General features: G+C 71.3%; 18 protein-coding genes. 9 read left to right on the top strand and 9 right to left on the bottom strand.

Going from position 1 to position 21,800, the window contains the following annotated elements:
* Window positions 1–57: 57 nt before the first annotated feature.
* Window positions 58–747 carry a LuxR C-terminal-related transcriptional regulator gene (locus ACFY93_RS11785; RefSeq protein WP_391356488.1) on the top strand — a complete coding sequence of 230 codons (690 nt, stop codon included), beginning with the start codon at window positions 58–60 and terminating at the stop codon, window positions 745–747.
* 141 nt (window positions 748–888) lie between these two features.
* On the opposite strand, the gene ACFY93_RS11780 is transcribed toward ACFY93_RS11785, so the two are convergent.
* Window positions 889–1,185: a hypothetical protein gene (locus ACFY93_RS11780; protein WP_391356485.1), complete on the bottom strand. Its 297-nt coding sequence runs from the start codon at window positions 1,183–1,185 to the stop codon at window positions 889–891.
* Between the two features lie 20 nt (window positions 1,186–1,205).
* Window positions 1,206–2,933, bottom strand: a complete 1,728-nt coding sequence (locus tag ACFY93_RS11775) for a sodium/solute symporter (RefSeq protein ID WP_391356482.1) — start codon at window positions 2,931–2,933, stop codon at window positions 1,206–1,208.
* Window positions 2,934–3,137: 204 nt separating this feature from the next.
* Here ACFY93_RS11775 and galT point away from each other — a divergent pair, with 204 nt between their 5' ends.
* The 3 genes from galT to galK are packed head-to-tail and all read left to right on the top strand — an operon-like array spanning window position 3,138 to window position 6,323.
* A complete protein-coding gene (gene galT / locus ACFY93_RS11770) occupies window positions 3,138–4,202 on the top strand; it encodes a galactose-1-phosphate uridylyltransferase (protein ID WP_391356479.1) in 1,065 nt (354 codons plus the stop codon).
* Entirely contained in the window at window positions 4,199–5,158 is a 960-nt protein-coding gene (gene galE / locus ACFY93_RS11765) for a UDP-glucose 4-epimerase GalE (RefSeq protein ID WP_391356476.1), read from the top strand. The genes galT and galE overlap by 4 nt, the downstream gene beginning before the upstream one ends.
* A 16-nt stretch (window positions 5,159–5,174) precedes the next feature.
* The gene (gene galK, locus ACFY93_RS11760) at window positions 5,175–6,323 is read left to right on the top strand and encodes a galactokinase (RefSeq protein ID WP_391356822.1); all 1,149 of its coding nucleotides are present in this window, start codon (window positions 5,175–5,177) and stop codon (window positions 6,321–6,323) included.
* 43 nt (window positions 6,324–6,366) lie between these two features.
* On the opposite strand, the gene ACFY93_RS11755 is transcribed toward galK, so the two are convergent.
* The gene (locus ACFY93_RS11755) at window positions 6,367–6,822 is read right to left on the bottom strand and encodes a GNAT family N-acetyltransferase (protein WP_391356819.1); all 456 of its coding nucleotides are present in this window, start codon (window positions 6,820–6,822) and stop codon (window positions 6,367–6,369) included.
* Window positions 6,823–7,077: 255 nt separating this feature from the next.
* Between ACFY93_RS11755 and ACFY93_RS11750 the strand changes: the two genes are divergently transcribed.
* The gene (locus ACFY93_RS11750; RefSeq protein WP_391356473.1) at window positions 7,078–7,869 is read left to right on the top strand and encodes a LuxR C-terminal-related transcriptional regulator; all 792 of its coding nucleotides are present in this window, start codon (window positions 7,078–7,080) and stop codon (window positions 7,867–7,869) included.
* On the opposite strand, the gene tamR is transcribed toward ACFY93_RS11750, so the two are convergent.
* A complete protein-coding gene (gene tamR, locus ACFY93_RS11745; RefSeq protein WP_391356470.1) occupies window positions 7,828–8,325 on the bottom strand; it encodes a MarR family transcriptional regulator TamR in 498 nt (165 codons plus the stop codon). The two genes, ACFY93_RS11750 and tamR, sit on opposite strands and share 42 nt — an antisense overlap.
* 129 nt (window positions 8,326–8,454) lie before the next feature.
* On the opposite strand from tamR, the gene ACFY93_RS11740 reads away from it, so the two are divergent.
* Together ACFY93_RS11740 and ACFY93_RS11735 are read left to right on the top strand one after the other, a co-directional pair.
* On the top strand, window positions 8,455–9,270 hold the full coding sequence (locus tag ACFY93_RS11740) for a trans-aconitate 2-methyltransferase (protein ID WP_391356468.1): 816 nt from the start codon (window positions 8,455–8,457) through the stop codon (window positions 9,268–9,270).
* Window positions 9,270–9,665 carry a VOC family protein gene (locus tag ACFY93_RS11735; RefSeq protein WP_391356465.1) on the top strand — a complete coding sequence of 132 codons (396 nt, stop codon included), beginning with the start codon at window positions 9,270–9,272 and terminating at the stop codon, window positions 9,663–9,665. Before ACFY93_RS11740 ends, ACFY93_RS11735 begins: the two co-directional genes overlap by 1 nt.
* 4 nt (window positions 9,666–9,669) lie before the next feature.
* Here ACFY93_RS11735 and ACFY93_RS11730 read toward each other — a convergent pair whose 3' ends face one another.
* On the bottom strand, window positions 9,670–10,344 hold the full coding sequence (locus tag ACFY93_RS11730) for a TetR family transcriptional regulator (protein WP_391356463.1): 675 nt from the start codon (window positions 10,342–10,344) through the stop codon (window positions 9,670–9,672).
* Entirely contained in the window at window positions 10,341–11,351 is a 1,011-nt protein-coding gene (locus ACFY93_RS11725) for a fatty acid desaturase (RefSeq protein ID WP_391356461.1), read from the bottom strand. Before ACFY93_RS11725 ends, ACFY93_RS11730 begins: the two co-directional genes overlap by 4 nt.
* Window positions 11,352–11,651: 300 nt before the next feature.
* Between ACFY93_RS11725 and ppc the strand changes: the two genes are divergently transcribed.
* Complete coding sequence (gene ppc, locus ACFY93_RS11720) at window positions 11,652–14,384, top strand: phosphoenolpyruvate carboxylase (protein WP_391356459.1); 2,733 nt, start codon at window positions 11,652–11,654, stop codon at window positions 14,382–14,384.
* Window positions 14,385–14,448: 64 nt separating this feature from the next.
* On the opposite strand, the gene ACFY93_RS11715 is transcribed toward ppc, so the two are convergent.
* The 3 genes from ACFY93_RS11715 to ACFY93_RS11705 form a co-directional block, all read right to left on the bottom strand.
* Complete coding sequence (locus ACFY93_RS11715) at window positions 14,449–14,949, bottom strand: hypothetical protein (protein WP_391356457.1); 501 nt, start codon at window positions 14,947–14,949, stop codon at window positions 14,449–14,451.
* 220 nt (window positions 14,950–15,169) lie between these two features.
* Window positions 15,170–15,835 (bottom strand): DUF4276 family protein, encoded by a 666-nt coding sequence (locus ACFY93_RS11710; protein WP_391356455.1) that lies wholly within the window; start codon window positions 15,833–15,835, stop codon window positions 15,170–15,172.
* On the bottom strand, window positions 15,832–16,956 hold the full coding sequence (locus ACFY93_RS11705) for an AAA family ATPase (RefSeq protein ID WP_391356453.1): 1,125 nt from the start codon (window positions 16,954–16,956) through the stop codon (window positions 15,832–15,834). Before ACFY93_RS11705 ends, ACFY93_RS11710 begins: the two co-directional genes overlap by 4 nt.
* A 200-nt stretch (window positions 16,957–17,156) precedes the next feature.
* Here ACFY93_RS11705 and pglW point away from each other — a divergent pair, with 200 nt between their 5' ends.
* Window positions 17,157–21,779, top strand: a complete 4,623-nt coding sequence (pglW, locus tag ACFY93_RS11700) for a BREX system serine/threonine kinase PglW (protein ID WP_391356449.1) — start codon at window positions 17,157–17,159, stop codon at window positions 21,777–21,779.
* Window positions 21,780–21,800: the final 21 nt, after the last annotated feature.

Below are 21,800 nucleotides of genomic sequence, written 5' to 3'. Positions count from 1 at the left end.
GTCCGGCGCCGGGCCGGTGGGGATCCATGGGGGGCCATGGGGGGAACAGGGGGTTCGATGGGAGTGCGGCTCATGGTGGTCGACGACCACCGTCTGCTCGCCGAGGCGCTGGCCTCCGCGCTGAAGCTGCGCGGGCACCGGGTGCTGGCCGCCGCCGCGCCGGCCGCCGGGGCGGCGGAGCTGGTGATCACCCGTGCGCCCGAGGTGTGCCTGCTGGGCACGGCGACGCCCGCCGAACCGGGCATGTTCGACCCGGTGGTACGGATCAAGAAGGAGCGCCCGCAGGTGGCGGTCCTGGTGCTCGGCCCGGTGCCCAGCCCCCGGGGGATCGCGGCGGCCTTCGCGGCCGGCGCGTCGGGCTATGTGCGGCACGACGAGCGCATCGAGGGTGTCGAGCGGGCCATCATGAAGGCGCGGGCGGGAGAGGCGGCGGTGGCGCCCCAGCTGCTGCAGGGGGCGTTCGGCGACCTGCTCAACCCGGTGGCCCAGCCCGACGACGAGGGCCAGCGGCTGCTGCGGATGCTCACCCCGCGCGAGGTGGAGGTGCTGGTGCGGGCGGCCGACGGACAGGACACCCGCCTGATCGCCGCCGGCATGGGCATCGCCCCCTCCACGGCGCGCACCCACGTGCAGCGCGTCCTGATGAAACTGGGTGTCGGCTCCCGCCTCGAAGCGGCGGCACTGGCCGCCCGCACCGGCCTGCTGGAGCGCGCGGGCCCGCTGGGCGAGGGCACACCGGAGAGCTGACCGGGGCGCGGGGGACGGCGGCCGTGCGGGGCCGGGCAGGCGTACGGAGCGGGGCAGGCGTACGGGGCCGGGCAGGCGTACGGAGTCGGAGCCGTACGGGGCCGGGCCGGTGTGCGCGGCTCCGGCCCCGTACGGGAGGCCCTACTTCGGCGCCTGGGCCTGCTCGACGTCCTCCGGGGCCGGGGGGACGGCCGGGCGGAGCTTGAGCCAGACCAGGAAGAAGAGACCGAGGGCGAGCATCGCGAGGCCCGTCCACAGGTTGATGTCTATGCCCTCGGCCTTGTCGAGGTCGGCGTCGGACGGGCTGATGCCGGCGATCGTGACGATGATCCCGTACAGGACGAACAGGCCGCCGATGATGCGCCGGATGTCGAAGAGACGGGCGGCGGTCGCGGACTTGCGCTCGAGATCGGTGACGTCGTGTTGCGGTTCGGACATGGGGTGCAGCCTCCGATCGGTCAGAAGGAGTAGGGGACGTAGCAGAGCGCGGCGATGACGATCGCGCTCCAGCCGAGCAGCGCGGGCTTGCGGTACCAGGCGTCGTCGCCAGCGGCGGGCGACTCCTCCGGACCCGGCACGGGGGGCCCCTCCGCACCGGAGCCTGTCGCGGGTGCCTCGGGGAGCGTTCCGTAGACCAGTCCGACGAGTTCGGCCTGCGGCTTCGGCGCGGTGAAGAGGGTGACGACGACCATGACGACCGCGCCGGCGACGAAACCGACGATCGCGGAGACGAAGTTGGCGCCCTGGTCGCTGGGGATGGGGATGACGCCCTGCTTGTAGATCCAGAAGTAGTTGACCATCGCGGCCGTCGTGCCCGCGACCAGGCCCCACACGCCGGACTTCATCGAGGCACGCTTCCAGAACATGCCGATGATGAACACGACGAACATCGGCACGTTGAAGAAGGAGAACAGCGTCTGGAGGTACGTCATGATGTTGGAGAAGCTGGACGCGATGAACGCGGTGCCGATCGACGCGAGCACCCCGATCGCGGTGATCAGCCGGCCGAACCTGAGGTAGTAGCCGTCCTCACGGTCCTTGACGAGGTACCGCTGCCAGATGTCCGTGGTGAAGACGGTGTTGAAGGACGAGATGTTGGCCGCCATGCCCGCCATGAACGCGGCGAGCAGACCGGTCACCGCGATGCCGAGCACGCCGTTGGGCAGCAGCTCCTGCATCAGATAGGGGATCGCGTCGTTGTACTGGAGGCCCGAACCACCGGCGCCCTGGCCGATCTTCGGGACGAGGACGGCGGCGACCAGGCCGGGGATCATCACCAGGAAGACGATGAACATCTTCGGGAACGCGGCGATCAGCGGGGTGCGCCGGGCGGCGCTCAGGTTCTTCGCGGACAGCGCGCGCTGCACCTCGGCGAAGTTCGTCGTCCAGTAGCCGAAGGACAGCACGAAGCCGAGGCCGAGGACGATCGTCAGCCAGTTCGCGCCGAGCGGGTTGGCGTCACCGATGCCGGTCCCGCCCCACGCCGACAGGAAGTTGTCGCCGTGGCTCTTGGTGAGCGAGTCCGTCAGACCGTCCCAGCCGCCGACCTTCTTCAGGCCTATGACCGAGATCGGTATGAGCGCGGCGAGGATGACGAAGAACTGGAGCACCTCGTTGTAGATCGCCGAGGAGAGGCCGCCGACCGTGATGTACGCGAGCACGAAGAAGCCCGCGACGACGATCGCCACCCACTGCGGCCAGCCCAGCAGCGCCTCGACGACGATCGACAGCGCGTAGAGGTTGACGCCCGCGATCAGAACCGCCGCGAAGGCGAACAGGACCGAGCTCAGCAGGTGTGCGGACTTGTCGAATCTCTGGAGCAGGAACTCGGGTACGGACCGGACCTTGGAGCCGTAGTAGAACGGCATCATCACCAGGCCGAGGAAGACCATCGCCGGGATGGCGCCGATCCAGTACCAGTGGACGACCGCGACGCCGTACTGCGCGCCGGTGGCCGCCATGCCCAGGATCTCGGTGGCACCGAGGTTCGCCGCGACGAAGGCGAGTCCGGTGACCCAGGCGGGCAGGGAGCGGCCCGAGAGGAAGAAGTCGAGGCTGGTGCGCACCGAACGGCGGGCGGCGAACCCGATGCCCAGGACGACGGCGAAGTAGATCCCGAGGATCGCGTAGTCGAGCCCGTTGGTGGGGAGCCGGAGCCCTTCGGCCAGATATGTGGGGGACTGCATGGGGAACTCGCTTCGTTGCGTGAACGTATCCGGGCGGAATCTACGCCTCCATCTCTAAGAAGTGAACACGCCTCTTGATGTTCTTTGTTTGATTGTGATGTTGACTCGCGGGGGAGTCCATGGTTTGTTATGTTCGGTTCTGTTTGAAGAACGATGATGGATGCGTGCGACCGGCGCGTGGGCGTGGATGAGGGAGTGTCGGCAGTGAAGAAGACCTCGACCCGGCTGGCCGACGGTCGCGAGCTCGTCTACTACGACTCGCGTGACGACGTGGTCCGCGACGCGGCCGACCGCCGGCCGCTCGACCCGACCGTCACCACCTCGCAGGTGCGCCGCGACCCGCTGCTCGGCGACTCGGTCGCCATCGCCTCGCACCGCCAGGGCCGCACCTACCACCCGCCGGCCGACGAGTGCCCGCTGTGCCCCTCCGAGGGCGACCGGCTGAGCGAGATCCCCGAGTCCTCCTACGACGTCGCCGTCTTCGAGAACCGCTTCCCCTCGCTGGCCGGGGACTCGGGCCGGTGCGAGGTCGTGTGCTTCACCTCCGACCACGACGCGTCCTTCGCCGACCTCTCCGAGGAGCAGGCCGGGCTCGTCCTGGAGGCGTGGACCGACCGGACCGCCGAGCTCTCCCAACTCCCCTCCGTGCGGCAGGTCTTCTGCTTCGAGAACCGGGGCGCGGAGATCGGCGTGACGCTCGGCCACCCGCACGGCCAGATCTACGCCTACCCCTTCACCACCCCCCGCACCGCCCTGATGCTGCGCTCGCTCGCCGCGCACAAGGAGGCATCCGGCGGAGAGAACCTCTTCGACGAGGTGATCGCCCGCGAGACGCGCGAGGGCGACCGGATCGTCCTGGACGCGGCGCACTGGGTCGCCTTCGTGCCGTACGCGGCGCACTGGCCTTACGAGGTGCACCTGTACCCCAGGCGCCGGGTCCCCGACCTGCTCGCGCTCGACGAGGCGGCGCGCACAGAGTTTCCCCAGGTCTATCTGGAACTGTTGAGGCGCTTCGACCGGATCTTCGGTGAAGGGGAGCCTCCGACGCCCTACATCTCCGCCTGGCACCAGGCGCCGTTCGGCGCGCTGGAGGAGTTCGACGGCGTCAGCCGCGAGGACTTCGCCCTGCACCTCGAGCTTTTCACCATCCGCCGCACGTCCGGCAAGCTGAAGTTTCTCGCGGGTTCCGAATCCGGCATGAACGTGTTCATCAACGACGTGCCGCCGGAGACCGCGGCCGAGCGACTGCGAGAGGTAGCGAGTTCATGAGTGGGAAGTACCTGGTCACCGGCGGTGCGGGCTATGTCGGCAGTGTGGTCGCGCAGCACCTGGTCGAGGCCGGCCACGACGTCACGGTCCTCGACAACCTCTCCACCGGCTTCCGCGAGGGCGTCCCCGCCGGGGCCGTGTTCGTCGAGGGCGACATCCGCGATGCCGCCAAATGGCTGGACTCCTCGTACGACGCCGTCCTGCACTTCGCCGCCTTCTCCCAGGTCGGCGAGTCCGTCGTGAAGCCCGAGAAGTACTGGGACAACAACGTCGGCGGCACGATGGCGCTGCTCGCTGCGATGCGCTCCGCGGACGTCCGCACGCTGGTCTTCTCCTCCACCGCCGCCACGTACGGGGAGCCGGAGCGGACCCCGATCGTGGAGAGCGCCCCCACGAAGCCCACCAACCCCTACGGCGCGACCAAACTCGCCGTCGACCACATGATCAGCGGCGAGGCCGCGGCCCACGGGCTGGGCGCGGTGTCCCTGCGCTACTTCAACGTGGCGGGCGCGTACGGCGACTTCGGCGAGCGGCACGACCCCGAGTCGCACCTCATCCCGCTGGTCCTCCAGGTCGCCCGGGGACGCCGCGACGCGATCTCCGTCTACGGCGACGACTACCCGACGCCGGACGGCACCTGCGTCCGCGACTACCTCCACGTCGCGGACCTGGCCGACGCGCACCTGCTCGCACTGGCCGCCGCGCGCCCCGGCGAGCACCTGATCTGCAACCTCGGCAACGGCAACGGCTTCTCGGTCCGGGAGGTCGTCGAGACCGTCCGCCGGGTCACCGGCCACCCGGTCCCCGAGGTCGTGGCGCCGCGCCGGGCCGGCGACCCGGCCATCCTGGTCGCCTCCGCCGGCACCGCCCGCGAGCGGCTCGGCTGGAACCCGTCCCGGGCGGACCTCGCGGACATCGTCGCGGACGCGTGGGCGTTCGCACAGAACAGGGACTGAGGGGGAACACGTGGCCATGCACGTGGAGGTGGGCGCGGGCTTCGAGAAGCTGTACGGGGCCGCGCCCGAGGGAGTCTGGGCGGCGCCCGGCCGGGTCAACCTGATCGGCGAGTACACGGACTTCAACGAGGGCTTCGTGATGCCGCTCGCCCTGCCGCACACAGCCCTCGCCGCGGTCTCGCGCCGCACCGACGGCGTCCTCAGGCTGAACTCGGCCGACATCGACGGCCCGCTCGTCGAGCTGAGGGTGGACGGCCTGGTCCCGCTCGGCGACACCGGCTGGGCCGCGTACCCGGCGGGTGTGGTGTGGGCGCTGCGCGAGGCCGGGCACGCCGTCACCGGCGCGGACATCCACCTCGCCTCCACGGTCCCGACCGGCGCGGGCCTGTCGTCCTCCGCCGCGCTGGAGGTCGTCACCGCCCTCGCCCTGAACGAGCTGTACGGCCTCGGGCTGACCCGGCCGGAACTGGCCCGCCTCGCCCAGCGCGCCGAGAACGACTTCGTCGGCGTCCCCTGCGGAGTCATGGACCAGACCGCGTCCGCCTGCTGCACCGAGGGCCACGCCCTGCACCTGGACTGCCGCGACCTGTCCGTCCGCCAGGTCCCCTTCGACCTGAGCGCCCACGGCCTCGGCCTCCTGGTCGTCGACACCCGCGTCAAGCACGCCCTCGGCGACGGCGCCTACGCGGAGCGCCGCGAGGGATGCGAGGAGGGCGCGCGGCGACTGGGCGTCTCCCACCTGCGCGACGTCCCGTACGCGGAGCTGGACGCGGCCCTGGCCCGGCTCGGCGACGACCGGCTCCGCCGCTACGTGCGCCACGTCGTCTCCGACGACCACCGCGTCGAGCGGGTCATCACCCTCCTCGACGCCGGTGACGTCCGGGCCATCGGCCCCGTCCTCACCGAGGGCCACGCCTCCCTCCGGGACGACCTGCGCATCTCCTGCCCGGAACTCGACCTGGCCGTCGCCGCCGCCAACGGCGCCGGAGCCCTCGGCGCCCGGATGACCGGCGGCGGCTTCGGCGGCTCGGCGGTCGTCCTGGCCGAGTCGGCGGACGTGGACACGATCACGAAGGCGATCACGGAGGCGTTCGCGACGGCGGGCTTCACGGCCCCGCGCGTCTTCCCGGCGGTGCCGTCGGCGGGGGCGCGCCGGCTGGCCTGACCGTCCGCCCGGGGCGGCCGACTCCCCGGCCGCGCGGGCCGGTTCAGGCCAGGCGCTTGGTCAGCGTGTACTCCGTGACGCCCGGCGGGTAGTCACGGATCACGCAGACCACGTCGTAGCCGTGCCCGCGGTAGAAGTCCGGGGCCTGGAAGTCCCAGGTTTCCACACGGGAACCGCGGCACCCGCGGGCGGACCGCGCGGTGCGCTCCGCCTCGGCGAGGAGGGCGGAGCCGAGTCCCGCTCCCCGGTGGCGGCCGTCGACCCACAGATACGTCACGTGCAGCCAGGTCGCCCAGGTGTGCCCGACGAATCCTCCCGCGAGGCCGTCCGCCTCGTCCAACGCCCAGACGTGCAACGGGACTTCGCGTTCGCCGGGGGTTCCGCGCAGAGAACGCAGCACGGGAGAGGCCGCCGTGTTCGTCTCCCGCAGCCTGCGGCGGAGAAGATCGCGCCGATCCTTGTCGACTCCTGTCTCCATACGAAACATACGGCTCACCATAAACGCGTCGGCCAATCAGTTCTGCAAATCACCTTCCGCTCCGTGCGCCCGGTCGTACTCTGATGGGCAGCACCGGTGGGGGCCGGTGTCGATCAGGGGGCGAAACAGTCGGGTACGACGCCCGGTGTGGGGGTAGCAGTTCCAGCACGGCGGCGGCCGTGCGGCTGCGGCACCCCGTCTTCCGGGCCATCCGGGCTCGGGATCATTCCGGGCGCCGTACCTGCGTCGGCCGTCCCCCGACCCGTGGGGGTTTCTGTGGTTCGTATCCGAGTCCTGGTGGTCGACGACCATCGCATCTTCGCCGAGTCGCTCGCCGCGGCCCTCGCCGCGGAACCGGACGTCGACGTCTCGGCCGCCGGCAGCGGTCCTGCCGCGCTGCGCTGCATGGAGCGGGCGGTGACCGAGGGGCGCAGGTACGACGTGCTCCTCGTCGACGCCGACCTCGGCGGCGACATGCCGGGGGCGCGGCCCGCCGTGCCGGTGCGCGAGAGCAACGAGGACGGTCTCGTCGACGGCATCTCGCTGGTCGCGGGCGTCCGTTCGAACCAGCCCGCCGTCCGGACGGTCGTCCTCGCCGAGAAGGACGACCCGCGCCGCGCGGCCCTCGCCCTCCAGGCCGGGGCGTCCGGCTGGGTCGCCAAGGACTGCTCGCTGTCCCGGCTGCTGACCGTCATCCGGGGCGTGCTGCGCGACGAGACCCATCTGCCGCCGGGCCTGCTCACCGGCGTCCTCAGGGAGCTGACCGCCGCCCGCAAGCACCGCACCGAGTCCGAGCGGCTCGTCGAGTCACTGACCCCGCGCGAGCGCGAGGTGCTCCGGTGCATGGTGGCGGGCCTGGGGCGCAAGGCCGTCGCCGAGCGCCTCTTCCTGTCCCCGCACACCGTCCGTACGCACATGCAGAACGTGCTCGGGAAACTGGGCGTGCACTCGACGCTCGCCGCCGTCGCCCTGGCCCGGCGGGCCGGTGTGGGGCCGGCCGACCTCGGGCAGGTCCTGGGGCAGGCCCTAGCCGGGGATGTTGTCGAACGGGGCGGTCAGCTGGCGTAGGAGGCGGGCCAGTTCGGCGCGCTGCGCGGGGGACAGCTCGCCGAGGATGGCGCGCTCCTGGTCGAGCAGGCCCGCGAGCGACTGGTCGGCCCGGTCGCGGCCCTCCGGTGTCAGGCGGACCAGGACCCCGCGCCGGTCGCTCGGGTCGGGCAGCCGCTCCACCAGGCCCTTCTTGGCCAGGCGGTCGATCCGGTTGGTCATCGTGCCCGACGTCACCAGCGTCTGGGTGAGCAGCTGGCCGGGGGAGAGCTGGTACGGGTCGCCGGCCCGCCTGAGCGAGGTCAGGACGTCGAACTCCCAGGGCTCCAGGCTGTGCTCGGAGAACGCCAGCCGGCGCGCGCGGTCCAGATGCCGGGCCAGCCTGCTCACGCGGCTGAGCACTTCGAGTGGTTCCACGTCGAGATCGGGGCGCTCCCGGCGCCACGCTGCGACCAGCCGATCGACCTCGTCCTCCATATGGATCAGTGTAGTGGTTGTGTCGACGTGAAGTCTCTTGATGTCAAGTATCTTGACGTCAAGCTACTGATCGGGGCAGAGTGGAGCCACGGATCCGATGAGGACGACGACACGGAGGAGACGCCCACCATGACCGCCGCCGCGCCCACCTGGGACCCCGAGCAGTACCTGCGCCACTCCGGCCACCGCGCCCGCCCCTTCACCGACCTGCTGGCCCGCGTCCCCGAACCGCCGGCACCCCGCGGCCGCCCGCCGCGCGTCGCCGACCTCGGCTGCGGGCCCGGCACCATGACCCGGCTGCTCGCCGACCGCTGGCCCACCGCCCACCTCACCGGCTACGACAACTCGCCTCAGATGCTGGAGCGGGCCGCCCCGCTCGCCGGACCCCTGCCGGGCGGCGGCCGCCTCGACTTCGCCCACGCGGACGTACGGACCTGGACGCCCCCGGAGACGTACGACGTGATCCTCGGCAACGCCACCCTGCAGTGGGTCCCCGGACACACCGCTGCCTTCCCCGCCTGGGTGGACGCGCTCGCCCCGGGCGGCACCCTCGCCTTCCAGGTCCCGGGCAACTTCGACGCCCCCAGCCACCGGCTGATGCGCGAACTGGCCCACTCGCCCCGCTGGAAGGACCGCCTCACCGGTGTGCTGCGCCACGACGACGCGGTGCTCACCCCGGCCGCCTACCTGGACCACCTCGCCGCCCTCGGCTGCGAGGTGGACGCCTGGGAGACCACGTACCTCCACCTGCTCCAGGGTGAGGACCCCGTGCTGGACTGGGTGAAGGGGACCGGGCTGCGGCCCGTCCTGACCGAGCTGGGGGACGAGGCGGACGCCTTCGTCGACGCGTACCGCGCGGCGCTGCGGGAGGCGTACCCGGCGACCGCGCACGGCACGGTGTTCCCCTTCCGCCGCGTCTTCGCCGTCGCCACGAAGGGCGCCTGATGCTGATCGCGATCGACCACGTCCAGCTCGCCGCCCCGCCCGGCTCCGAGGGCGTCCTGCGCGCCTACTACGCCGGTGTCCTCGGCATGACCGAGATCCCGAAGCCGCCCGCGCTCGCCGCCCGGGGCGGCTGCTGGTTCGAGGCCGGCGCCGTCCAGCTCCACCTCGGCATCGAGAACGCCGCCTCCGGAGGTGGAGAAGGCGGCTTCAGACCGGCGAAGAAGGCCCACCCGGGACTGCGGGTCACCGGCATCGACGCCTTCGCGGCCCGCCTCGCCGCACACGGAGCGGCGGTCACCTGGGACGACGACCTCCCCGGCCACCGCCGCTTCTACTCCGAGGACCCGGCCGGCAACCGCCTCGAGTTCCTGGAACCCGTACCGGACAGGTCATGAGCGCCTAGGCCTTCCGGTGGCCGATCAAACGGGGCTTGGCCTCCAGGCCGTCCAGGCCGTGCCAGGCGAGGTTGACCAGGTGGGCGGCCACCTCCGCCTTCTTCGGCTTGCGCACGTCCAGCCACCACTGGCCGGTCAGGGCGACCATCCCCACCAGCGCCTGCGCGTACAGAGGAGCCAGCTTCGAGTCGAAGCCCCGGCTCTTGAACTCGCGGCCCAGGATGTCCTCCACCTGGGTGGCGATGTCGGAGATCAGGGACGCGAAGGACCCCGTGGACTGGGGGATCGGGGAGTCGCGGACCAGGATGCGGAATCCGTCCGTGTACTCCTCGATGTAGTCCAGGAGGGCGAACGCGGCCTGCTCGCACAGTTCCCGGGGGTGGCCGGCGGTCAGCGACGACGTCACCATGTCCAGCAGGCGGCGCATCTCGCGGTCCACCACCACCGCGTACAGACCCTCCTTGCCGCCGAAGTGCTCGTACACCACCGGCTTGGACACCCCGGCCTTCGCCGCGATCTCCTCCACCGACGTGCCCTCGAAGCCCTTCGCCGCGAAGAGGGTGCGACCGATCTCCAGAAGCTGCTGCCGCCGCTCCGCACCGGTCATACGGGTGCGACGCGCTCGCCGCGGCTTGTCGTTACTGGGAGTGCTCGAGTCGGTCGCCACGCCTTCAATCATGCCGCTTCGGCGGTTCCGGCCTCGCGGCGGGCGTCCTTACCGTCCGTGTTGCGCCGCGAATCGATACGCGAGCGTGACGGCCAGCGCACGTCGTACGCCCAGCCGAGCCGCTCGCACCAGCGGATGATCCGCGCCGAGGAGTCCAACTGGCCGCGCTCCACGCCGTGCCGGGCGGAGGTCGGGTCGGCGTGGTGCAGGTTGTGCCAGGACTCGCCGCAGGACAGGACCGCCAGCCACCACACGTTGCCCGAGCGGTCCCGCGACTTGAACGGCCGCTTGCCGACCGCGTGACAGATCGAGTTGATCGACCAGGTCACATGGTGCAGCAGGGCCACCCGGACGAGTGAGCCCCAGAAGAACCCGGTGAAGGCGCCCCACCAGGACATCGTCACCAGACCGCCGATGATCGGCGGCAGCGCGAGCGACAGCACGGTCCACAGCACGAACGTCCGGGAGATCGCCCGGATCGCCCCGTCCTTGACCAGATCGGGCGCGTACTTCTCCTGCGGCGTCTGCTCCTCGTCGAACATCCAGGCGATGTGCGCCCACCACAGGCCCTTCATCAGGGCCGGAACCGTCTCCCCGAACCGCCACGGCGAATGCGGGTCGCCCTCGGCGTCCGAGAACTTGTGATGCCTGCGGTGGTCGGCCACCCAGCGGACCAGCGGACCCTCGACCGCCATGGAACCGGCGATGGCCAGCGCGATCCGCAGCGGCCGCTTCGCCTTGAACGAACCGTGCGTGAAGTAGCGGTGGAAGCCGATCGTGATGCCGTGGCAGCCCAGGTAGTAGAAGAACACCAGCAGCCCGACGTCGAGCCAGCTGAGCCCCCATCCCCAGGCCAGCGGCACCGCCGCCAGCAGCGCCAGGAACGGGACGATGATGAACAGCAGCAGCGTGATCTGCTCCAGCGAGCGCTTGCGCTCGCCACCCAGCGTGGCCGACGGCGACGACGTCCCGTCGGCGGTCTGCGGGGTCTTTCCGATCACATCGGAGCTTGGGGTCATGGGCGTCCCCTGTGGGATCGAGGGTTTCTGGGTCCGGTACCGAACGCGCGGTTCCGGGGGTGGGCGGAACCCGTGCTTACGGTTCCGTAACCTACGGCGACGTAAGTATGGCAGCGCGTGGCCCGGCGGCAAGAGCCCGACAGACCGCGCGTCCGCATCGGCACCTATCCTTGAAGTCGGTCGGACAGCGCGGTCCGCTCTGATTTCTCCCGGATGCACGGCCGCCGAGCGGTGCCAGCCGCCAGGCCCCGCACTCGGGTTCCCTCCAGACGAGCTTCAACACTGCAAGGAGCCGCACCTGTGAGCAGTGCCGACGTCCAGACCACCACGACCAGCAGCGAACTGCGCGCCGACATCCGGCGCCTGGGTGACCTCCTCGGTGAGACCCTCGTCCGCCAGGAGGGCCCCGAGCTCCTGGAGCTGGTGGAGAAGGTCCGCCGCCTCACCCGCGAGGACGGCGAAGCCGCCGCCGAACTGCTGCGGGGCACCGAACTCGAGACCGCGGCCAAGCTGGTCCGCGCCTTCTCCACCTACTTCCACCTCGCCAACGTCACCGAACAGGTGCACCGCGGCCGAGAGCTGCGCGCCCGGCGCGCCGCCGAGGGCGGACTCCTCGCCCGCACCGCGGACCGTCTCAAGGACGCCGACCCCGAGCACGTGCGCCACAGCGTGCGCAACCTCAACGTCCGCCCCGTGTTCACCGCCCATCCCACCGAGGCCGCCCGCCGCTCCGTCCTCAACAAGCTCCGGCGCGTCGCCGCCCTCCTCGAGACCCCCGTCATCGAGTCCGACCGCCGCCGCTACGACACCCGGCTCGCCGAGAACATCGACCTCGTCTGGCAGACCGACGAACTGCGCGTCGTCCGCCCCGAGCCCGCCGACGAGGCCCGCAACGCCATCTACTACCTCGACGAACTCCACGCCGGCGCCGTCGGCGACGTGCTCGAGGACCTCACCGCCGAGCTGGAACGCGTCGGCTTCACCGTCCCCGAGGACACCAGGCCGCTCACCTTCGGCACCTGGATCGGCGGCGACCGCGACGGCAACCCCAACGTCACCCCCGCCGTGACCTGGGACGTCCTCATCCTCCAGCACGAACACGGCATCAACGACGCCCTCGAGGTCATCGACGAGCTGCGCGGATTCCTCTCCAACTCGATCCGCTACACCGGCGCCACCGAGGAACTCCTCGCCTCCCTCCAGACCGACCTGGAGCTGCTGCCCGAGATCAGCCCCCGCTACAAGCGCCTCAACGCCGAGGAGCCCTACCGGCTCAAGGCCACCTGCATCCGGCAGAAGCTGGAGAACACCAAGCAGCGCCTCGCCAAGGGCACCCCGCACGAGCCCGGCCGCGACTACCTCGGCACCGGCGAACTCCTCGGCGACCTGACCCTCATCCAGACCTCGCTGCGCGAGCACCGCGGCGCGCTCTTCGCCGACGGCCGGATGAACCGCACCATCCGCACCCTCGCCGCCTTCGGCCTCCAGCTCGCCACCATGGACGTACGCGAACACGCCGACGCCCACCACCACGCCCTCGGCCAGCTGTTCGACCGGCTCGGCGAGGAATCCTGGCGCTACGCCGACATGCCCCGCGACTACCGGGCCAAGCTCCTCGCCAGGGAACTCCGCTCACGCCGCCCCCTCGCCCCCACCCCGGCGCCCGTCGACGCGGCCGGCGAGAAGACCCTCGGCGTCTTCCAGACCGTCCGCCGGGCCCTGGAGGTCTTCGGACCCGAGGTCGTCGAGTCGTACATCATCTCCATGTGCCAGGGCGCCGACGACGTCTTCGCCGCCGCCGTCCTCGCCCGCGAGGCCGGCCTCCTCGACCTGCACGGCGGCTGGGCCAAGATCGGCATCGTGCCGCTCCTGGAGACCACCGACGAACTCAAGGCGGCCGACACGATCCTGGAGGAGATGCTCTCCGACCCGTCGTACCGGCGGCTCGTCGCCCTGCGCGGCGACGTCCAGGAGGTCATGCTCGGCTACTCCGACTCCTCCAAGTTCGGCGGCATCACCACCTCGCAGTGGGAGATCCACCGCGCCCAGCGCCGGCTGCGCGACGTCGCCCACCGCTACGGCGTACGGCTGCGCCTCTTCCACGGCCGTGGCGGCACCGTCGGCCGCGGCGGCGGCCCCTCCCACGACGCGATCCTCGCCCAGCCCTGGGGCACCCTCGAAGGCGAGATCAAGGTCACCGAACAGGGCGAGGTCATCTCCGACAAGTACCTCATCCCGTCGCTGGCCAGGGAGAACCTGGAGCTGACCGTCGCGGCCACCCTGCAGGCGTCCGCCCTGCACACCGCGCCCCGCCAGTCCGACGAGGCGCTCGCCCGCTGGGACGCCGCCATGGACGTCGTCTCCGACGCCGCCCACGCCGCCTACCGCCGGCTCGTCGAGGACCCCGACCTGCCGACGTACTTCCTGGCCTCCACACCGGTCGACCAGCTCGCCGACCTGCACCTGGGCTCGCGGCCCTCCCGCCGCCCCGGCTCCGGCGTCTCGCTCGACGGACTGCGCGCCATCCCCTGGGTGTTCGGCTGGACCCAGTCACGGCAGATCGTCCCCGGCTGGTTCGGCGTCGGCTCCGGCCTCAGGGCACTGCGCGAGGCCGGCCTCGACACCGTCCTCGACGAGATGCACGAACAGTGGCACTTCTTCCGCAACTTCGTCTCCAACGTCGAGATGACCCTCGCCAAGACGGACCTGCGGATCGCCCAGCACTACGTCGACACCCTCGTCCCCGACGAGCTCAAGCACGTCTTCGACGCCATCAAGGCCGAGCACGAGCTGACGGTCGCCGAGGTCCTGCGCGTCACCGGCGGCGAGCGCCTCCTGGACTCCAACCCCGTGCTCCAGCAGACCTTCGCCATCCGCGACGCCTACCTCGACCCGATCTCCTACCTCCAGGTCGCGCTGCTCAAGCGCCAGCGCGACGAGGCGGCGGCGGACGCCACCCCGGACCCGCTGCTGTCCCGGGCACTGCTGCTCACCGTCAACGGCGTGGCGGCCGGCCTGCGCAACACCGGCTGATCCGTCCGGACGAAGGGGTGCCCCCGGGACCGTACGGCCCGGGGGCACCCCCACGCCGTACCGCTCACAGCACCAGGAACGTCGCCGTCAGCAACACCGCCCCGGCACCCCCCAGCACCCACGCCGCCCGCGTCGCCCGCAGCCCCCCGGCGACCACCACGGACGCCAGCAGCAGCGCGCCGCCCAGCGGAACCCACGCGAACATCACCCCGGCAGGACCCGAGCGGACCACCTCGGCGCCGCCCGGCTTCACCACCACCGTGTACGTGCGGCCCTCGCGCACCGCCACCGACCGCTCGATCCGCACCCGGTCCCGGGCCCGCGACCCCACGGACGAGGGCCGGTACGCCCCCGAACAGACGTCGCCGCCGCACTCCGACACCGTCACGGTGCCCCGCTCACGCCCCTTGGTGAGCATCACGTACTGTGCCGACCCCCACGAGCCCCACACGCCCGCGAAGAGGATCAGCGCCGCGAGGGCGCCCATCGCCGCGATCCGCCCGAAGCGCAACGCCGTGAACGCGGACCGGCGGGAGGAGACGGTGGCAGACATGGCCGGGATCATTGGCCATGGCCACGCACCCGGTCAACTCACGGGGCGGATGAGTCGCCTTATGCCTGTAAACATCGCCCATGAGTGCGAGCGGTCGGAAGCAATCGTGCTCACCCTTCCTGCTGTAGGCACAGGTGTGGGGGGACGACGCGTCCCACACGCGGGCGCCGCCCGGGACCTGCAGGGGCTCTGTGCCGCAGCGGGCCCCACCGCTGCCGAGTCCCCAAGCGGGTCAGTACGGCCTGAGAGCCAGTAACTTCGCCATCCACTCGTCGAAATGGGGACAGGCGCTCCGCAGAGCGGCCAGACCCAGGTCCATCACCGCCACCGGGCCGTCCTGCGTTTTCACGTATCTCGGATACAGCTTGAGGATCCGCTTGGAGGGAGCAGTTTCGGGCCGGTCGTTCACCAACTCAGGCCCGCCGGCTTGATCGGCCTGACGCTTGAGGGCATGGGCCAGAGCCGGGTCATCGACCCAGTCACCGAGCTGCTCCGCCGCGGCGAAGACCCAGGTTTCCGTCTCGTGCAGGACGACATGGGGAAGAAAGCGAGGGTGGCCGATGCGTTCCGCAAGGCGCCGCTCGACATGAGCCACTTTGTCCACGGGGGAGCCGGCCGGCCGATCCGACATCCCCGGACTGTCCTGTGGTAGGCCGTAATAATCGAGAAGGGTGGTGACCGCCGCCCAGTGGGTGCCGGCCAGCAGCTTGTGCAGGTCCCTCTCGATCTTCGCCCACTTGCTGACGCCTCCCTTCCCCGCGGGGCCACCCGCCGGCATCCGGGTCATCAGAATGGTCGGCACCAGGCAGATGCCGTACTCCGCCAGTTCGGGTGCGAGGAAGTCGTTGACCATGTTCTCCTCGGTCTGCCCCTCGCACAGCACCCCCACCATGATCATTCCGGGCGGCTCCGCAACGGCAGTTCCGGCGAGGGCCTGCCACCCAGCACGTTCTTCTCCCACAGCTCCCCGAGGGAGTAGTCCTCCAGCCACCCCTGCAGCTCCTCGGGAGCCGGACGTCTCAGTTCCGTCGACCCCTCCTCGCGCTCCACCACCACGATGTCGTCGAGCGAGAACTGGTTCAGCAGCGTCACGGACTGCGAGGCGATCACGATCTGGCTGCTCACGGCGGCCGACCGCAGCATGTCCGACAACTGGACGATCGCGTAGGGGTGCAGCCCGAGTTCCGGCTCGTCGAGGGTGAAAAGGGCAGGCGGGTCGGGCTGGAGGAGCAGGACGCAGAGGCAGATGTACCGCAAGGTGCCGTCCGAGAGCGCCTCTGCGGGGAACACCGCATCCACTCCCTCCTGCATCCAGCGCAGGCGGATCCTCCCGCCCGGTTCCTCCTTGAGCAGGAAGTCGCGGAAGAACGGCGCCACGGACTTGATCGCCCGCACGATGCGCCGGTAGGACTTCGGCTCGCCCTCGCGCAGCCGCAGCAGGAACGCCGCGAGGTTCGCCGCATCAGGCCGCAGCGCCTCGTTGTCCGCCGCATACCCGAACTGCTTGACCGGCGCCTCACGGCTGGTGTCCTGGAAATGGAAGACCCGGCAGCCCGCCAGAATGTGCCGCACCGGACCCGCAAGGCGGGAGAGCTGCTCCTCCTCCTTCTGCCGCAGCAGTGACTCGCGGTGTCCGCGACCGAAGCTCTCCTCCATCGGCAGGCCGGGACCCGGCTCGTGGAAGTGCCCCTTCTCCTCGGCGAAGACGAAGCCGTCGTTCGCCGCAGGAACGAGGTGCGCCTCATACCGGTACGGGGGAGCACAGACCTTGAGGCGGATGCCTTTCTCGGTGCCGCGCCCAGCGAACTGCAGCGCTTGGGCGCCCCCATGGATGCCCACCTGTAGTGCCAGGTCGCCGTCCGCCATCCACCCCAGCAGTTCGAGCGCGCCGACCACGTTGCTCTTGCCCGCCCCGTTGGCACCCACCAGCACGGTCACGCCGTCGCCCAGCGTCAGGGTGCCGGCCCGGATGGAGGCATACCCCTCGACGGTCACCTCTGAGAGCTTGTACGACAGCATGGCCTCAACCCTAGGTCAGGTCCCCGAGCCCGTCAGGGCCGGAGCGCCAACAGATGATCTGTTGCGACCGTCTGTCCACAGGATGCCGGTGCACGCTTCTGGCCCGTGGTCCGGGGTCGATAGGCTGGACCACCTGCTGTGATCCAGCCACCGGCAGGAAACAGGCGGGACGACGAGATACGGAAAGGGGCGTCGCGGTCATGCGAGACGGCAGGTGGACCACTGTCACCGAGTCGCAGTTCCAGCACGAACGCAGCGGACTGCTGTATCTCAAGGAGCGGCTCCCGGACATCGAGCCCTACCGCGCCTGGTCGAACTTCACCTTCACCGCGCACAGCGGCCACGTCCGCGAGGTGGACCTGCTGGTCGCCGCTCCGGCCGGCCTCTTCCTGGTGGAACTGAAGAACTGGCAGGGCACGGTCACCTCCTCGGGAGCGAGCTGGGTGCAGACCCTCCCCGGCGACCGCACCCGCGTCCACCGCAACCCCCGCCACCTCGCCAACCAGAAGGCGAAGGAACTCAAGGGCCTGCTCAAGGACGCCCTGCGGAAGACCGATCCCCGACGCCACGTCCCGTACATCCAGGAACTGATCTTCTTCACCGACCCCGGCCTGCGCGTCCGCCTCGCACCCAACGACCTGGCGGGCGTCTTCGGCAAGGCCGGGCACAGCGGGCTCGACGACATCCTCGACGAGCTCCAGCGCCCCGCGCGCGACGTCACCTCGGGCGTCGACCGCGGGTTCTCCCGCGGGCTGGGCAAGCTCCTGGCCGAGGTCGGCACCGGCCGTTCCGACGCCGAGTTCCACGTCGGCACCTACCGCCTGGACCGCACCCCCTTCGACACCGGGCCGAACTGGGCCGACTACCTCGGCCGCCACGACTCCCTGAGCAAGACCCGCCGCGTACGCATCTACCTGCGCGAACGTGGAGCGGACCGGCAGGCCCGCGAGTCCATCAGCCACACCGCCGAGCGCGAGGCACGCGCGCTGGAGGGCCTCCGGCACCCGGGCCTGGTCGACCTGGAGAACTTCGACGAGAACGGCCACAGCGCCGGCCCCGCCCTGCTGTACACCTACGACCCGCGCACGCTCCGCCTGGACGACTACCTCCTCCAGTACGGTGCGAAGCTGGACGCCCAGGCACGGGCCGCCCTGCTGCGCCGCCTGGCCGAAACAGTCCACTACGCACACCGGCACCTCCTCTTCCACCGCGCCCTGCATGCCCGCGCCGTCCACGTGCTGCCCGGCCCGCGCACCGGAACCGGCAGCGACGAGGACCGCTGGCTCAACCCGGTCCTCCAGATCGCCGAATGGCAGACCGCCGTCCGTCACCCCCGCCCCCAGGCTGTCGCGGGAGGCTCCGGCGCCTCCCTGAGCAGCGGACACGAGATCATCCCGTCGAACAACCTCGCCGCGTACGTCTCCGAGGCCGCCGACCCCTATCTGGCCCCCGAGGTGACCGCGAAGTCCCCGGATCCCACCGCCCTCGACGTCTTCGGGCTCGGCGTACTCGGCTACCTGATCTTCACCGGCAGGCATCCCGCGAGCAGTCAGGCGGAATTGGGCGCCAGGCTCGAACAGGGGCGTGGGCTCGTGCCCTCCGCCGTGGCCGACGGCCTGACCAAGGACGTCGACCAGATCATCCTGGACGCCACGGCCTTCGACCCGCACCGCCGCATCCGCACCGCCGCGGAGTTCCTGGAGTGGCTCGACGTCGTCGAACAAGGACTCAGGCCCGCGAGGCCCGAGCCACAACCGACCCCTGAAACCCCGGGCGAGGAGGGTGACCCGCTGGAGGCCGCCCCGGGCGACGTCGTCGGCCGCCGCTTCCGCGTCAAACGCAGCCTGGGCCAGGGCTCCACCTCCCGCGCCCTGCTCGCCGAGGACCTCGAACGCGACAAGGCACCGGTCGTCCTCAAGATCGCCCGCAAGGACAAGTACGCCGAGGCGCTGCGCCGCGAGGCCGACGTCCTGTCCAAGCTGCGCAACGACTCCAAGGTCATCCACCCTGCCCTGCCCGAGCCGATCCGCATCGGTCCGCGCACCGTCCTCGTCCTCGACCACGCCGGCGACCGCACCGTCGCCCGCCAGCTCCGCGAGCGGGGCCCGCTCCTCACCGACCAGCTGGAGACCTACTCCACCTACCTCTTCGCCGCCGTCGACTTCCTCGACGGCGAAGGCGTGTGGCACCGCGACCTCAAGCCCGACAACATCGCCATCCGGGTCCGCCCCAACGGCACCCGGCAACTGGTCCTCTTCGACTTCTCCCTCGCCGGCCTCGACGTGGACGCCGTCCGGGCCGGCACCGAGGGCTACCTCGACCCGTTCGTCGAGAACATCACCCGGGGCCGCTACGACGCCCACGCCGAGTGGTACGCCCTGGCCGTCACCCTCCACGAGATGGCCTCCGGAGAGCTGCCCCAGTGGGGCGACGGCTCCGTCCTCGCGCGCCAGACCGATCCCAAGAAGTGGCCCCACCCCAGGATCGCCTCCGAGGCGTTCGACTCGGCCCTCCGGGACGGTCTCACCGAGTTCTTCGAGCGTGCCCTGCACCGCGACCACCGCAAGCGGTTCCCCGACCTGAAGGAGATGCAGCGCGCCTGGCAGCGCGTCTTCGCCCTCGCCGACCTGCCCGTCCAGGGCCGCTCCGGCGGCCACCCCGAGGACACCGCCCCGTCGGCCGCCGCCCTGCCCGTCGGCGAGCTCCCGCCCCTCGACCCCGCGGGGGACGAGGACGCCCGGGAGGAGGCCGCGGCCAAGGCCGGCCGAGAGACCGCCCTCCTCGTCGCGGGGCTGTCCCTCAGAGCGGTCTCCTTCCTCAACGGCCTGGACGTCCACACCGTCGGCGACCTCCTCGACTACTCGACCCGCCGACTGGTCAACCGCCCCGGCCTCGGCGCCCGCACCCGCGCCGAGATCAACCGCCGCATCAAGCAGTGGCGTCTCGCCCTCGACGTCCGCCAGCCCTCCCCGCTCTCCCCGGCCGAACGCGGCGACTCCGCGGAGGAGATCGCCGAGGCACGCTCCGAGCAGCGCGAAGAGGGCAGCGACCTGCCCCTGCGCCGCCTCTCCCTCGACGCCCTGGTCACCCTCCTGGTGCCCAAACCGGCACCCCGTGGGCGCAACGCCACCGAGGTCGAGACGGTACGACTGCTGCTGCGCCTCCCCGACGAGCAGGGACGGTTCCCCGAGGAGCTGCCCAGCTGGCCCCTGAACAAGTCCGTCGCCCCGCTCACCACCGACCAGGTCACCGAGGGCCGCATCGCCCAGATCGTCGGCGCCCGGCGCAAGAGCTGGTCCCGGGACCCGGCACTCGTCGCCCTGCGCGACGAGGTCGTCGAGATACTCGCCACCCTGGGCCGGGTCGCTTCGGCGACCGAGCTCGCCGAAGCTCTGATCGGCCGCCGCGGCACATCCCAGTCCGACCCCGCGGTGCGGCGCGCTCTCGGCATGGCCGCCGTACGGGCCGCGTGCGAGGTCGACTGGGGGACGACCCCGAGCCGCATGCGCAGCCGCCGCCACGGCGAGACCGGCGACAACCGGCTGCTGCTGGCCCTGGAGGTCGACGAGGACACCGACGCCCCGGACACCCCCTCGGCCCCCTCCCTCCTGGACTACGCCGACCGGCTCGGCAAGGCGGCCGACGCCCTGGCCGCACGCGACACCCTTGCCGGCCCCGGCACCGTGCTGGAACAGATCGTCGCCGCGGACACCGCCTTCCGGGCCCGCTGGCCCGAGGCGCAGATCAGCATGGACGAGGCCCGCATGGTCACCCTGGCTGCCGCGGCCTCCCAGGACGCGGCGGCCAATGCCCGCCTGGAGATCTACGCGCGGTCACTGGAGCCGGTACGCGCCCTCCGGCTCGCCCAGGCAGGCCTGTTGCTGCCGCTCGCGGGCAAGCCGGACGACGAGCAGGACGGCCTGACCGTCGAGCAGATCCACGACCGGGTCCGTGCCCGCTTCCCCGACCTGTCCAGCCGCCTCCCGGACGACCGGGTCCTCCTCGGCCGCCTGCTGCGGCAGGCCGGTTTCGAGCTGGAGTGGCGGACGAACCGGAAGCGCCCGCGCGGCTGGTTCGTCCCCAGACGGGAGATCACCGGCGCTGGTGACGTCACCTCGGTCGTCACACAGCGCCGCCCCAGCCGGCTCAGCCGCACCGACCACTGGACGGCACGGGACCCGGAGCAGCGCGCCCGGCTGAAGGCCAGGGCCCAGCTGCAGGAATCCAGCGGCCGGCCCGGTTTCCGACTCCTCACCGTCCGCTTCGACGACCAGCGCCTCGCCCTGCGCACCCTCACCGAGCAGGGACGCGAGTGGCAGGCCGAGCCCGTCGACGTCAGCGCGCTCTTCCTGGCCTCCCTGCGCCGCCTGGTCGAAGCCCGGCCCCGGCCCACCTGGGAGACCATCCTGGAGGCGGACAACGCGGAAGCGGGTTCGCGGGACGCGATGAAGTTCGGCGAGTACACGGCCGCCGCGTGGCGCGACGTGGAGAAGGACATCCTGGCCGTTCTGGAGGCCCCGGCCGGCCCCGGCACGACGAGGACGGGAGAGGGCGGTGCGGCGGAGGGCCGCCGCCCGCTGCTCCTGCACGACGCCTACGTCATGGCCCGCTACGGCGGCATGGGCGTCCTCCAACGGCTCGCCGACCTCGCGCGCAGGGGCGGACCGGACGGACGGGGGCTCTGGCTGCTCAGTCCGCTCAAGGACCAGACCGTCGGGCCCAGGCTGGACGACGTGACCGTGTCGATCGAGGACCGCGAGGAGTGGATCACTCTCAACCACGCGTGGGTCGTCAACGATCCGGGGGAGGATCAGGCGGCCTGACGCGTGGCCGGCCGCCTGCTC

Origin of the sequence: Streptomyces sp. NPDC008313, assembly GCF_042956125.1 — a bacterium.
Lineage (GTDB): Bacteria > Actinomycetota > Actinomycetes > Streptomycetales > Streptomycetaceae > Streptomyces.
The sequence above is the reverse complement of the archived record's forward strand: the minus strand, read 5'-3'. Positions and strand labels throughout refer to the sequence as shown.

Excerpts from the sequence above, each read along its gene's own strand:
- ACFY93_RS11785 (WP_391356488.1), top strand. The coding sequence starts at position 58 with ATGGGAGTGCGGCTCATGGTGGTCGACGACCACCGTCTGCTCGCCGAG.
- ACFY93_RS11780 (WP_391356485.1), bottom strand. The coding sequence starts at position 1,185 with ATGTCCGAACCGCAACACGACGTCACCGATCTCGAGCGCAAGTCCGCG.
- ACFY93_RS11775 (WP_391356482.1), bottom strand. The coding sequence starts at position 2,933 with ATGCAGTCCCCCACATATCTGGCCGAAGGGCTCCGGCTCCCCACCAAC.
- galE (WP_391356476.1), top strand. The coding sequence starts at position 4,199 with ATGAGTGGGAAGTACCTGGTCACCGGCGGTGCGGGCTATGTCGGCAGT.
- galK (WP_391356822.1), top strand. The coding sequence starts at position 5,175 with ATGCACGTGGAGGTGGGCGCGGGCTTCGAGAAGCTGTACGGGGCCGCG.
- ACFY93_RS11755 (WP_391356819.1), bottom strand. The coding sequence starts at position 6,822 with ATGGTGAGCCGTATGTTTCGTATGGAGACAGGAGTCGACAAGGATCGG.
- tamR (WP_391356470.1), bottom strand. The coding sequence starts at position 8,325 with ATGGAGGACGAGGTCGATCGGCTGGTCGCAGCGTGGCGCCGGGAGCGC.
- ACFY93_RS11740 (WP_391356468.1), top strand. The coding sequence starts at position 8,455 with ATGACCGCCGCCGCGCCCACCTGGGACCCCGAGCAGTACCTGCGCCAC.
- ACFY93_RS11735 (WP_391356465.1), top strand. The coding sequence starts at position 9,270 with ATGCTGATCGCGATCGACCACGTCCAGCTCGCCGCCCCGCCCGGCTCC.
- ACFY93_RS11730 (WP_391356463.1), bottom strand. The coding sequence starts at position 10,344 with ATGATTGAAGGCGTGGCGACCGACTCGAGCACTCCCAGTAACGACAAG.
- ACFY93_RS11725 (WP_391356461.1), bottom strand. The coding sequence starts at position 11,351 with ATGACCCCAAGCTCCGATGTGATCGGAAAGACCCCGCAGACCGCCGAC.
- ACFY93_RS11715 (WP_391356457.1), bottom strand. The coding sequence starts at position 14,949 with ATGATCCCGGCCATGTCTGCCACCGTCTCCTCCCGCCGGTCCGCGTTC.
- ACFY93_RS11710 (WP_391356455.1), bottom strand. The coding sequence starts at position 15,835 with ATGATCATGGTGGGGGTGCTGTGCGAGGGGCAGACCGAGGAGAACATG.
- ACFY93_RS11705 (WP_391356453.1), bottom strand. The coding sequence starts at position 16,956 with ATGCTGTCGTACAAGCTCTCAGAGGTGACCGTCGAGGGGTATGCCTCC.
- pglW (WP_391356449.1), top strand. The coding sequence starts at position 17,157 with ATGCGAGACGGCAGGTGGACCACTGTCACCGAGTCGCAGTTCCAGCAC.